The organism is Chryseobacterium rhizoplanae (assembly GCF_900182655.1).
GTDB classification, from domain to species: Bacteria; Bacteroidota; Bacteroidia; order Flavobacteriales; family Weeksellaceae; genus Chryseobacterium; species Chryseobacterium rhizoplanae.
Genome location: NZ_FXTC01000004.1, coordinates 154,641 through 168,438, shown reverse-complemented (window position 1 = coordinate 168,438; position 13,798 = coordinate 154,641). Strand labels below are relative to the sequence as shown.

10 protein-coding genes are annotated in these 13,798 nt (G+C 37.6%); 7 read left to right on the top strand and 3 right to left on the bottom strand.

Features of this window, described 5'->3' with window-relative positions; translation table 11 throughout:
• Positions 1–26 precede the first annotated feature (26 nt).
• Complete coding sequence (locus FN817_RS11445; protein WP_142718031.1) at positions 27–1,148, bottom strand: alpha/beta hydrolase; 1,122 nt, start codon at positions 1,146–1,148, stop codon at positions 27–29.
• Between the two features lie 199 nt (positions 1,149–1,347).
• On the opposite strand from FN817_RS11445, the gene glgB reads away from it, so the two are divergent.
• From glgB to apaG, 7 genes are all read left to right on the top strand, one after another.
• A complete protein-coding gene (glgB, locus tag FN817_RS11440) occupies positions 1,348–3,294 on the top strand; it encodes a 1,4-alpha-glucan branching protein GlgB (RefSeq protein WP_185149909.1) in 1,947 nt (648 codons plus the stop codon).
• 3 nt (positions 3,295–3,297) lie between these two features.
• Positions 3,298–4,704: a glycogen synthase gene (locus tag FN817_RS11435; RefSeq protein ID WP_142718029.1), complete on the top strand. Its 1,407-nt coding sequence runs from the start codon at positions 3,298–3,300 to the stop codon at positions 4,702–4,704.
• Positions 4,705–4,789: 85 nt separating this feature from the next.
• Positions 4,790–6,058 (top strand): glucose-1-phosphate adenylyltransferase, encoded by a 1,269-nt coding sequence (locus FN817_RS11430; protein ID WP_142718028.1) that lies wholly within the window; start codon positions 4,790–4,792, stop codon positions 6,056–6,058.
• 242 nt (positions 6,059–6,300) lie between these two features.
• A complete protein-coding gene (locus tag FN817_RS11425) occupies positions 6,301–7,341 on the top strand; it encodes an SRPBCC domain-containing protein (RefSeq protein WP_142718027.1) in 1,041 nt (346 codons plus the stop codon).
• Positions 7,342–7,466: 125 nt separating this feature from the next.
• Complete coding sequence (locus FN817_RS11420) at positions 7,467–10,283, top strand: 2-oxoglutarate dehydrogenase E1 component (RefSeq protein WP_142718026.1); 2,817 nt, start codon at positions 7,467–7,469, stop codon at positions 10,281–10,283.
• Positions 10,284–10,322: 39 nt separating this feature from the next.
• Positions 10,323–11,576, top strand: a complete 1,254-nt coding sequence (gene odhB / locus FN817_RS11415) for a 2-oxoglutarate dehydrogenase complex dihydrolipoyllysine-residue succinyltransferase (protein ID WP_142718025.1) — start codon at positions 10,323–10,325, stop codon at positions 11,574–11,576.
• A 79-nt stretch (positions 11,577–11,655) separates the two neighbouring features.
• The gene (gene apaG / locus FN817_RS11410) at positions 11,656–12,045 is read left to right on the top strand and encodes a Co2+/Mg2+ efflux protein ApaG (RefSeq protein WP_002979078.1); all 390 of its coding nucleotides are present in this window, start codon (positions 11,656–11,658) and stop codon (positions 12,043–12,045) included.
• Between the two features lie 80 nt (positions 12,046–12,125).
• On the opposite strand, the gene FN817_RS11405 is transcribed toward apaG, so the two are convergent.
• A complete protein-coding gene (locus FN817_RS11405) occupies positions 12,126–12,680 on the bottom strand; it encodes a 3'-5' exonuclease (RefSeq protein ID WP_142718024.1) in 555 nt (184 codons plus the stop codon).
• Between the two features lie 133 nt (positions 12,681–12,813).
• Complete coding sequence (locus FN817_RS11400; protein WP_142718023.1) at positions 12,814–13,794, bottom strand: glycosyltransferase family 2 protein; 981 nt, start codon at positions 13,792–13,794, stop codon at positions 12,814–12,816.
• Positions 13,795–13,798 lie beyond the last annotated feature (4 nt).

The window sequence follows — 13,798 nt, the reverse complement described above, 5'->3', positions numbered from 1 at the left end:
TGAATTTTCTGCAACGGTTTATAGATTTAGTTTTTAATGCTTTGTTGTTGTGGTTTTACTTCTACAGGATTTTCTGTGTTGTCATAGAACAGCCATTCAATAGCCCTTGGAAACTCCTGTGACCAGTAAAATTCATTATGAGTGCCTTCGGGATTGATATTGGTCTTAAACTCAAAATCAAACAGCTTTTTTTCTTCCCATCTTTTCAGATATTCTTCAAAAATATGAATTCTTTTAACCATTTTAGACCCTTCCTGACCACCTCCATAAAGATAAATTTTTGTTTTAAAAGGAACCCTGAAATTCATCATTGGAAAGTTATTATTAGGCTCAACCCAAAGAGAAGGAGAGAATATCAATAATTTAGAATAGACCTCAGGATAAAGAAATCCACTGTATATGCTGATGAGTGCCCCTAATGAACTTCCTCCGATCCCGGTATTGTCACGGTCTTTTTTTGTTCTGTAATTTTCATCCACAAAAGGCTTTAAAGTATCAGCAATAAAACGGATATATTTTTTTCCCTCAGAACCGTTGGCTACATGATCATTATCAAAAATATATTCCTTAATCCTTTCCTCGCTTCCATGTTCTATAGCGATAATGATAAGGTCGCCACGTCCATATTCTGCAAGGATAGAGAGTTTTTTATCAATTTCCCAGTTTCCGAAGCCGCTTCCTTCATTGAATAAGTTCTGTGCGTCCTGAAGATACAAAACAGGATATCGTTTATCCGTTGTATGATAATCATAGGGAAGCAGTGCCCAGACTTTACGGTGGCGGTCAAGCTGCGGGATATAAAAGTTTTCGGAAATCACTTCAGCAATGGGATAATATTCTTCTTTGAACGGCCCCCAGTTTAATCTCCATTTTTCAATAGTATCGGAAGTTTTGCCAATGGATTTTTTTACTTTTCGGTTGGGCGTGATATTTCCATATTGGTCCAGCTCCACATTTTCCCAGCCTCCCTTTGTGAATTTGTAGTCAATTTCTTCTGGAAGAGCCTGATCATCAATTTCTATAAAATAATGGGAAGGGTCAGTTTGTTTAAGCTGAAAATTGTAATCTTTAGGATTCCAGCCGTTAAAATTTCCGGTGATAAATACCGGTCTGTCATCTTTTTCTTCAGTATAAAGTTCAAACCTCATCGTGTGTGTTTAATAAATATTAATGTTAAATGTATAAAAAAAGATTGTTTTGAAATCATAAAAATGTGAGTTAAAAAATGATATATTTGATAGATGGACTAAAACCAAAATGAAGTTGATAATTATTTGATGAATAATTCATCGCTATTGTCAGTATTTTTCGTAGTTTCAAAGAAAATATAAATACAAACCGATCTTGATGAATTCTGTTAAAACCTATACGCTTTTCACCGATCATGATGTGTATCTTTTCAAAGAAGGTAGGCATTATAAGCTGTATGGTAAATTTGGAGCACATTCTGCAGAAAAAGAAGGTGTAAAGGGAGTGTACTTTTCAGTATGGGCGCCGAATGCAAAGAAAGTTTCTGTTATCGGTAATTTTAATAACTGGAATCATAAAGATCATATTTTGTTTCCGAGATGGGATGGGTCTGGAATCTGGGAAGGATTTATTGATGGCTTAACCTGGGGAACATTATACAAATATGCTATTGAAACCCAGGGTGGCGAAATTCTGGAAAAAAGTGATCCTTATGCATTGAGCTGGGAACAGAATATTCAGGCTGCTTCTCTGGTTTCTACTACATGGTATGAATGGAATGATCAGGAATGGATGGACAAGCGCTGGCAAAAAAACAGACTGGAAGCTCCTTTATCTGTATATGAACTGCATCTGGGTTCATGGCTAAGAGACGGGGATTATCCTGACCGCTTTCTGAATTACCGGGATATTGCCAAAAAGCTTGTGCCTTATATCAAGGAAATGGGTTTTACTCACGTAGAATTCATGCCTGTGATGGAGTATCCTTATGAGCCCAGCTGGGGATATCAGATTACCGGGTTTTATGCGGCGACTTCACGCTTCGGTTCACCACAGGATCTGATGTTTCTTATTGATGAGCTTCATCAAAATAATATAGGTGTTATTCTGGATTGGGTTCCCTCTCATTTTCCGGGAGATGCTAATGGTCTTCACCGTTTCGACGGTTCCTATCTTTATGAACATGAAGATCCGAGAAAAGGTTTTCATCCTGATTGGAAGTCCCATATTTTCAATTACGGTAGAAATGAAGTGAAGTCTTTTCTGATTTCCAATGCCATGTTCTGGCTGGACCGCTATCATGCTGACGGATTGCGTGTAGATGCCGTAACTTCAATGCTTCATCTGGATTATTCTAGGAATGAAGGAGAATGGGAACCTAATATATATGGAACCAATGTGAATCTGGAAGCTAAAACTTTTCTGCAGGAATTCAATACAGCTGTTTACAAGGAATTCGGGAATAATATTATGACCATTGCGGAAGAAAGTTCAGATTTCCCCATGCTTACAAAACCTGTTCATGACGGAGGTGTTGGCTTTGGAATGAAATGGATGATGGGCTGGATGCATGATACGCTGGATTACTTCAAAGAAGATTTTGTTAATAGAAAGTTCCATCACCATAAACTGACATTTGCTTCGATGTACATGTACAATGAAAATTATATGATGCCTTTGTCACACGATGAAGTCGTACACGGAAAAGCAAGTCTGATTTATAAAATGAAAGGGGATGAATGGCAGAAGTTTGCAAACCTTCGGACCTTATATGTATACATGTATACTCATCCGGGAGCCAAACTGCTTTTCATGGGAGATGAATTCGGGCAGACCAGCGAATGGAACTTTACCAGAAGCCTTGACTGGCATTTGCTGAAATATCCTGTTCATAAAGGAATGCAGGAAATCGTTAAAGAACTGAATCACCTGTACACCTCAGATTCTGCTTTTTATGAAAATCAGTTTGATAAACATGGTTTTCAATGGGTAGAAGCAGATGATCTGGAAAACTCAGTATATGTATACCTGAGAAAAGGAAAGAAAAAAGATGATGTTGCTATGGTAGCTTTAAATCTTGCTCCAAAAGTACTGGATTATAAAATCGGGATTCCGGCAGGAACTCATTGGGAAGTTGTTTTAAATTCCGATGATGAAAAATACAGCGGAAGCGGAGTAGAACCTGAAATACTGGAAGAGAAATATGAAGAATGGCGGGGATATCCGAAATCAATGACTGTAAAATTACCACCATTGGCCGGAATTATTTTAAGACAGAAGAAAGATAAAAAGTATAAATTACACAGAATTAAACACAAGAGATAAAGAATGGTTATTTATCATTTAAGTACAGAATGTTATCCTGTAGCAAAAGTAGGCGGTCTTGCGGATGTAGTAGGAGCGTTGCCAAAATACCAGAATAAAATAAAAGGAATAGATGCCAAGGTAGTCATGCCATGGTACAACAAACCTTTTATATATGATCATGAATTTGAATTGGTTTTTGATGGGTTTATTCATCAGGGAACCAATATGCTGCAGGTTCAGGTATTGAAAGAAAAGACAAATGCATTGGGATTTGAACTGTATATGGTGAGAATCCCCGGATTATTAGACCGGGACAATCCTTATGGTTATCAGGATGAAAGTTTCCAGTTTATGGCCTTCCAGCATGGGTTGCTGCACTGGCTGTGTGCTATGGAAATCCGTCCTGATGTTTTACACTGTCATGATTATCATACCGGACTGGTCCCTTTTATGGTAGAACACTGCCCGGAATTTCAATTCTTAAAAGGAGTAAAAACAATAGGAACCATCCACAACGGAGAATATCAGGGAATGATGGGCTGGGGAATGGCGAACTATATGCCGTCTTTTGATTCCTATAAATGGGGATTGATGGATTGGAACGGATTCATAAACCCTCTGGCCAGTATGATTAAATGTGCTGATGCCTTTACTACCGTTTCCGAAGGATATCTGGAAGAACTTTTTATAAGCTTCCGCGGATTGGAAAGCCTTGTTCGTCAGGAATTCGGAAAAGCATACGGAATTATCAACGGTATTGATACTGAAGTCTGGAATCCGGAAACCGACCCGATGCTGGACTTTAATTTTAATATTAAAAATGCAGTTGCCCAGAAGAAGAAAAATAAAGAACAACTCTGCAAAGAATATGGATTGAAGCCGGAACTTCCTTTATTTGCTTTTATTGGAAGATTTGCCACGGAAAAAGGAGCTGATCTTTTGCCGGATGTAGTATGGAAAAGTATTAAACAAAGCTACGGAGCTTTAAATATTATGATTCTCGGTTCCGGAAATACCTATATTGAGAATAAGCTGAAGGAATATGATTATACCTATACCAATTTTGCGTTGGATCTTGGTTATAAAGAACATCTTTCCCATAAGATCTACGCATCCGCAGATTTCCTTCTGATGCCTTCAAGAGTAGAACCTTGCGGATTGAATCAAATGTATTCTATGAGATATGGCACGGTCCCTGTAGTAAGATATACGGGAGGACTAAGAGATACTGTAGAAGATATCTCAACCGGAGGTGCTGGACTGAACTTTACTTATCCGGGTGTAGATGATGTTGTACATGCGATGAACAGGGCACTGGGCATTTATAACCAAAAAGGCGTGATGGAAGATCTTATCTATGCCAATATGAATTTTGATTTTGCATGGGAGAAATCTGCAGAAAAATACATAGCTTTATATAATAGCTGATATGAGAAAACAAAGAATGCTTTAAAGTAGCAGTAAACACTAAGAACAGAACAGTAAACTTAATAAAATAAAACGCAAGATATTTATGAATCGAAATGTAATCTCTATTGTTTTAGGAGGAGGCAGAGGAACAAGATTATTCCCGTTAACGTATTCCAGATCAAAACCGGCTGTTCCGATTGCAGGAAAATACAGGTTGGTAGATATTCCTATTTCAAACTGCCTGAATTCAGGATTAAATAAGATTCTGGTGTTAACACAGTTTAATTCCGCTTCCCTCAATTCACATATTAAGAATTCTTATCACTTTGATATTTTCAGCAAAGGCTTTGTCGATATTCTGGCAGCCGAACAGAATGTAGAAAATGAAAGCTGGTATCAAGGAACGGCAGATGCTGTACGACAGTCGATGAAACACCTTGAAAAGTATGATTATGACTATATCCTTATTCTTTCAGGAGATCAGCTGTATCAGATGGATTTCAGAGAAATGCTGAATTTTCACATTGAAAACGGAGGTGATCTTACCATTGCTACCATTCCGGTCAATGCAAAAGATGCCACCGGTTTTGGGATCTTAAAATCTGACGATGAAGGAAATATCACGTCTTTCTATGAAAAACCCGATTATGATATGCTGGAAGGTATGAAATCTGAAGTTTCAGCAGAAAACAAGAATACGGGAAAAGAGTTTCTTGCTTCTATGGGAATCTATATTTTCACCAAGACAATTCTTAAAAAGATGTTTGACGAAGGGGCTGGTGATGATTTCGGGAAAGATATCATTCCGAATTCTATCGGTAAATACAAGACGTTAAGCTATCAGTATGAAGGATACTGGACGGATATCGGAACTATAGAATCTTTCTACGAAGCCAATCTTGACCTTTGTCTGGATCTGCCGCAGTTTAACCTTTTCTCCTCTTCACCCATTTATACAAGAGCAAGGATGCTTCCCCCATCGAAAATCAATGGTTCTTATGTAAGTAAGGCTGTTTTTGGGGACGGATGTATCATTATGGCCGATAAAATTGAAAATTCCGTGATCGGAAACAGAACAAGAATTGATAAAGGAAGCACCATCGTAAATTCCTATGTAATGGGAGCCGATTTTTACCAGAATACTACAGAAATTGTACTGAATGACAGGGCTGGCCGCCCTAATATGGGGATCGGGAAATACTGTTATATAGAAAAAGCAATCCTTGATAAAAACTGTTACATCGGAGATAATGTAAAAATCATAGGAGGAAAACACATTCCGGATGGCGATTATGGAACCTATTCCGTACAGGATGGGATTGTAGTCGTGAAGAAAGGTGCTGTAATTACTCCGGGAACACATATTGGGTAATAGAAAGGAAGATGGATGCTGGAAGATGGAAGTTATTAAAGCCGGAAAATAACCAGAGGGTTTATCATATTGAATTTAGGTTTATTTGGTAAGGCTGAATATTTTCAATCAAAAGTCTACTAATGATTTCGGTCAAATAGTAACCTCCAGCTTCCCGCCCTTATCAGGTTAATTATTGTTAAACATACAATCAGAGTGATCAGCATATTGTTCACTCTTTTTATTTGTATTACTTTTGTGCGATGCGTATTTTTAAGATATTAACTTTTATCATTGTTTTGTTGGGGGGAGCTTATGCTGCTTCCATGTATTATTTTGTGGACGAAAGTAAAAATTTCACCATTGAAAAAGAGATTGATTACCCGGTAGATAAGGTTTTTTCCCAGTTTAATAATCTTCAGAATTTTACAAGATGGAACAACTTTTTTACCAGTTCACAATCTATCGACATTGATTATTATACGCCTTACGAAGGACAGGGAAGTGCCATCAGTTATGTGGACCCTAAAAATAATACCGATGGTGAAATGTTCATCAGGTATGAAAACCTTAATAAGACCTTGAAATATCAGCTTTTTGAGGATGAAAATGAAAATCCAACACTGGTTGATGTTAAATTTAAACCTGTTTCTGCAGAAAAAACAAAAATCATCTGGTACGTACATACACCCAAACTGTCTGTCTGGAAAAGAGTAGAAAACTTCTGGACTGAAGACCGTTTTGCTGAAAATATCAATAAAAGCATGACGAATCTTAAAAATTCTTTAGGAAATAAAGTTGAAAAAGACAATCAGATGGCAGCTATCAAATACGATAGTCTGATGGTGGAAAATGAAGAAAACAAACTGCTGCTTGGGATCAATGTAAGTACTTCAAATAAGAAAGATGCCCTCTACAAAAATATCGTGATGAATTATAACAAAGCTTATAATTTTGTGACGATGGATATGGGAAAAAGAGATGATGAATTTGGATATCCCATCCTGATCACTGACGCGGACAATTATAAGGATAAAGAAGTTTCTTATTTTCTGGGAATTCCGCTTTCTAAGAGAATCGGAGTGTCTGACAATAATTTCAATTTTAGATCCGTAAATCCATCCCAAAACTATGTAATTTACTACAAAGGGAACTATGAAGGGCGAATTCGGGCAATTCAGCAGCTCATTCAGAAAGCCAAAAAAGACGAGATGCGCTTCGGAGATATCCGTCAGACCTTTATTGAACGTCCGATGGAAGGACAGGATGTGAACATGAAGCTCTCATTATCAGTCTATAAGTGATTTTTTTTTATTTATTTTTTTCTTAAGTTTTTTTAACGGTTTGAGACTGTTCTAACTCGGTTTTTTTTATTAAATTTGAAGATTAATTCTACAAATAAATTTTAATAAATAGATAAACTGTAATAATGGACAGATTTTCATTCCTAAACGCAGCTCATTCTCAGTTAATTGAGGATTTATACCAACAGTACTTAAAATTCCCAGACTCCCTAGAACCATCATGGAAAGCCTTCTTTCAAGGCTTCGATTTTGCTTTAGAGAACTATGGAGATGACGATAACACCCAATTTATTCAGGCTTCGGCCAGCGCTGCCCCGGCAGTTCAACAACAGATTTCTCAGGCAGTATCAAACGGAGAAGTTCCTGAGCATATCAAGAAAGAATTTAAAGTAGTAAACCTTATCGAGGCTTACAGAACAAGAGGGCACCTTTTTACAAAGACGAACCCGGTAAGAGAAAGAAGACATTATACCCCTACTTTAGACATCGAAAACTTCGGTCTTTCTAAAGAAGATTTAAATACAAAATTCAACTGTGCTGTTGAAACAGGAATGAAAGAACCTGCTACTTTAGCAGATTTAATCAAGCACCTTGAAAATATCTACTGTGATTCTATCGGAGTAGAGTACATGCACATCAACAATGTTGAAGAAAAAGATTTTATTAAAAGATGGCTTCAGGTAAATGAAAACCACCCAAACCTTTCTGCAAACGAAAAAACAGAGATTTTATTAAAATTAAATCAGGCGGTTGCTTTTGAAAACTACCTTCACACAAAATTTGTAGGACAAAAAAGATTCTCATTAGAAGGAGGTGAAACCTTAATCCCGGCTTTAGATCAGTTGATCTCAAGATCTTCTCAATTAGGAGTAGATGAAGTGGTGTTAGGAATGGCTCACAGAGGTAGACTGAATGTATTGACAAATATTTTTGGAAAATCTTACAAGCAGATCTTCTCAGAATTTGAAGGAAAAGAATTTGAAGAAGATGTATTCTCAGGTGACGTTAAATATCACTTAGGATCATCTAAAAAGATCAAAACAGCTTCAGGAGAAGAAGTATGTATCAACCTTACTCCGAACCCGTCTCACCTGGAGACAGTAGCTGCTTTGGTAGAAGGTATCTGCCGTGCAAAAGTAGATGACAAATATAAAGATTACTCTAAAGTATTGCCAATCATTATCCACGGTGATGGTGCAATCGCTGGTCAGGGTATTGCTTACGAAGTGGCTCAGATGATGACTTTGGAAGGATACAGAACAGGTGGTACTGTTCATATCGTTGTAAATAACCAGGTTTCATTTACAACCAACTATATGGATGCAAGATCTTCAACATATTGTACAGACATCGCAAAAGTTACAGAATCTCCTGTAATGCACGTGAATGCTGACGATGCTGAAGCGGTTGTTCATGCCATCCATTTTGCTGCTGATTTCAGAGCGAAATTCGGAAAAGATGTTTATATCGACCTTTTAGGATATAGAAAATATGGGCACAATGAAGGGGATGAGCCAAGATTTACTCAGCCTAACTTATACAAAACAATTTCAAAACACCCAAATCCAAGAGAAATTTATAAAGATAAATTACTTAAAGACAGCGTTACTTCCAATGATGTAATTGCTAAAATGGAAACGGAATTCAAAGCGCTGTTAGATAAAGATTTTGATGCTTCAAAAGAAATTGAAAAGAACGTAATGGATCTGTTTATGGCTGAAGACTGGACGAACTACCCAATCGGGAAGAGAGGTGCAGTTCAGTTGCCTGTTGATACAAAATATGATGCAGCAAAGCTGAAAGAATTAGCGCTGAAAATGTCAACACTTCCGGCTGATAAAAAATTCATTAATAAAATTACAAGACTTTTCGAAAACCGTATCAAGGCTATTGAAGGTAATTCATTAGACTGGGCGTTAGGAGAGTGGTTAGCTTATGCAACACTACTTGTGGAAGGTCACAACGTAAGAATCTCCGGAGAAGATGTGGAAAGAGGTACATTCTCTCACAGACACGCGGTAGTAAAAACAGAAGATACAGAAGAAGAATATATCCCATTAAGACACGTATCAGAAAGCAGATTTGATGTATTCAACTCTCACCTTTCAGAATATGGAGTTTTAGGTTTCGATTACGGATATGCAATGGCTTCTCCAAATACATTGACAATCTGGGAAGCTCAGTTCGGAGATTTCGTGAATGGTGCTCAGATCATCGTTGACCAATATCTTGCAGCAGCAGAAGAAAAATGGAAAATCCAGAACGGATTGGTGATGTTATTACCTCACGGTTCAGAAGGACAGGGAGCAGAGCACTCTTCAGCAAGATTGGAGAGATTCCTTACCCTTTGTGCTAATGAAAACATGGTAGTGGCTAATATTACTTCACCTGCCAACTACTTCCACTTATTGAGAAGACAGTTGAAATGGGGATTCAGAAAACCATTGATCGTAATGAGCCCTAAGTCTTTACTGAGACATCCTAAAGTAGTTTCTCCAATTGAAGATTTTGCAAACGGTGTATTCCAGCCTATTCTGGACGATCCAACTGCAGATCCTAAAAAAGTTGAAAAACTAGTTCTTTGTTCAGGTAAACTGTACTTTGAATTATTGGCTAAGAAAGAAGAACTGAACTGTGAAAATATTGCATTGGTAAGATTCGAGCAGTTATATCCGCTTCAGACGGATGCTATTGAAGCGATCTTCAACAAATACGAAAACAAAAAACAATTGGTTTGGGCTCAGGAAGAACCTGAAAACATGGGAGCTTGGTCTTATATCCTGAGAAACTTCAGAGATACAGGAATCCAGGTAGTTGCTCCGGTACCAAGCGGTGCTCCGGCTCCAGGTAGCCACAAAATGTTTGAGAAAAACCAAAATGCAGTGATCAACAGAGTTTTTGATAGAGATGATGCTCCTGCAAAAAGACCAGTTACAGCTTAATTTAAATAATATCCAATTAAAAAATAAAAAATACTCGATATGTCAGTTTTAGAAATGAAAGTTCCTTCACCGGGCGAATCAATTACAGAAGTTGAAATTGCAACTTGGCTTGTAAAAGATGGTGATTATGTAGAAAAAGATCAACCTATCGCCGAAGTGGATTCAGATAAAGCAACTCTTGAATTGCCTGCAGAACAAAGTGGTATTATCACTTTAAAGGCAGAAGAAGGTGATGTGGTACAGGTAGGTCAGGTAGTTTGTTTAATTGATATGGATGCTAAAAAGCCAGAAGGTGCTGCACCTGCTACTGAAGCTCCAAAACAGGAAGAAGCTCCAAAAGCTGCTGAGCCTGCGAAACAAGAAGCTCCAAAACCTGCTGCTCCGGTAGCTGCTCCACAAACTTATGCAACGGGAGCTCCATCTCCGGCTGCTAAGAAAATCCTTGACGAAAAAGGAATGGATGCTGCTCAGGTTTCAGGAACAGGAAGAGATGGAAGAATCACTAAAACTGATGCTGAATTAGCGGCTGTTCCTGCATTAGGAGGAAGCCCAATGACAGCTACAGGCGCAAGAACTACCACTACAACTAAACTTTCAGTTTTAAGAAGAAAAATCGCACAAAGACTTGTTTCTGTGAAGAACGAAACAGCTATGTTGACGACTTTCAATGAAGTGGATATGTCTGAAATCTTCAGATTAAGAAAACTATATAAAGAAGAATTTGCTCAGAAACACGGTGTTGGACTTGGTTTCATGTCTTTCTTTACTAAAGCGGTTACAAGAGCACTACAAATGTATCCGGATGTAAACGCATCTATCGACGGTGACTTCAAAGTAAACTATGATTTCTGCGACATTTCAATTGCTGTTTCAGGTCCTAAAGGATTAATGGTTCCGGTATTGAGAAATGCTGAAAATATGTCTTTCGCAAGCGTGGAAGCAAACATTAAAGATCTTGCTATCAAAGTAAGAGACGGTAAAATTACTGTTGATGAAATGACTGGTGGTACTTTCACGATTACAAACGGTGGTACTTTCGGATCTATGATGTCTACACCAATCATCAACCCTCCACAATCTGCAATCTTAGGAATGCACAACATTATCCAGAGACCGGTTGCTGTTGATGGACAGGTAGTAATCAGACCAATGATGTATGTAGCCATGTCTTATGACCACAGAATTATCGACGGAAAAGAGTCTGTAGGATTCCTTGTAGCGGTAAAAGAAGGTATTGACAATCCTGTTGAAATACTATTGGGAGGTGACGAAAGAAAAGGCCTTGGATTATAGTTTTAATGAAATTATAATATAAATATACAATCTCGCCTTAAAAAGGCGAGATTTTTGTATTTATTAAGAAAATGCTACAATGATGTTTTCAAAAATGACTTCCAATATCAAAGTTTCAGTAATACCTGAATATGATAGTAAGAACAGTTATCCATCCGAAAACCGTTACGTTTTTAAATACAATATCACGATAGAAAATGACGGAAGCTTTCCTATCAAAGTATTGAAAAGGAAATGGTTGATCTTTGATGTCGGATTTGGATATACAGAGATTATAGGAGATGGCGTAATCGGCCTGACTCCTGAAATAGGAACAAGTGAAAATTTCGCTTATTTTTCCAATGTAATGCTTCGTTCCGGAGTAGGGAATATGAGTGGAAAATATCTGGTGAAAAACATGGAAACACAAGAGACTTTCGAAATTGATATTCCGAAATTCAATCTGTTATCAGAAGTGTTGAGTAATTAAAGCTTTTTTGTACCTTAAAAGTACAATAGTAATGATTAATAGACTGCAGAATAAGAACCCGGGTTCAATACTCTGTTCTATTAAAGCTTTTTGATTTTCGCTTTCAAATATTCATTTACTTCATCATTACTGGTGAGGAAGAGTTTCTCAAAAGCCAATAGAGAGATCTTTGCACATACTTCAGCATCTGCCCCTGCTCTATGGTGGGTGAAATCAATTTTATGATATTCCGCCAATGGTTTCAAACCATACTTTGGAAGGTAGTTCCATGACTTCTTTGCAAGCTGTATGCTGCACAGATAGTTGAGCTGGGGAGTAAACATTCCGTAATGCTGCAGGCACCCTCTTAAAACAGAAGCATCAAATCCCGCATTATGAGCAATCATCAGGCTTCCGTACATCATATCCTGGGCTTCATACCATATCTCATCAAAAGTAGGTGCATCCTTTACATCTTCCGGTTGAATCCCATGCACCGCAATATTGAATTTATTAAAATAAGGAAAGCTTGGTGGTTTGATTAGCCAGGTCTTTGTTTCAACAATTTTAGAGTCCTGTACCACACATATTCCCATTTCACAAGCTGAACTTTTCTCGTGAGTGGCCGTTTCAAAATCTATTGCACAGAAATCCATTGTTTTGTAATTAAATTAGTTGCTGATTCTCTAGTTCCCAGGTTTTTAGTTTAATGTTTTAGGTTTAAAGTTTTAGGCTTACCCAAGAAAAATTGGTTTTCCATAATTCCTGCAGCCTATAATCTGTTACCTGCTACCTGTTACCTCCCAAAAAATGTCTGAAAATCAACCATTTTGATTGGTAAAACTCTTTCTTTTGATTTTTCTGACGAAGTTTCCATGTTCCCGGAAGCTGTCCATAGAAACCAAAATGAGCTCTTACAACAGCCCAAAGATGCGGAAAGCCATGCTTTAATCCGAAATAGATTCCGGCAACACTATCCAGACATAATCTGAAAAATATCAGCCAGATCAATTGAGGAAAGGGAAGATTCTTAAGCATCATAGAAAGGTTATTCCTGATATTTAAAAAAGTTTTTTGTGCGCTTTGTTTGTTAAGGGTGCCGCCGCCTACATGATAGACACTGGCTTTTCCGGTATAATAAATCTTTTTCCCGGAATTAATGAGTCTCCAGCAAAGGTCAATCTCTTCCTGGTGGGCAAAAAATCTGGCGTCAAAACCATTCTGCTCCCAAAAATCTTTTGAACGGATGAAAAAACAGCATCCTGATGCCCAGAAGATCTCTGTTTCATCATTATACTGTCCTTTATCCTCTTCCAGATCATCAAAAACCCTGCCCCTGCAGTAAGGATATCCAAGGTTGTCTATTAATCCGCCGGCAGCTCCTGCAAATTCAAAATAGTTTCTATTGTGATAAGATAAGATTTTAGGCTGTACTGCTGAAACGGAAGGATTTTTTTCCAATAATTCAAAAATAGGTTCTATCCAGTTTTCCGTAACCTCTACATCAGAATTGAGAAGGCAGTAATATTCATTAGGGATAACTTTCAATCCTTCATTATAACCACCTGCAAATCCATAGTTTTTATCGTTTTTAATAACTTTTACCGTAGGAAAATTCTTTTGCAGAAATTCAATAGAATCATCTGTAGAAAGATTGTCAATAACAAAAATATCTGCATTCTGAGAAAATTGAACCACACCCGGAAGAAATTTTTCAAGCCAATTTCTGCCGTTCCAGTTTAAGATGGCAACTGCCAGTTTTTTCTGCATGTCA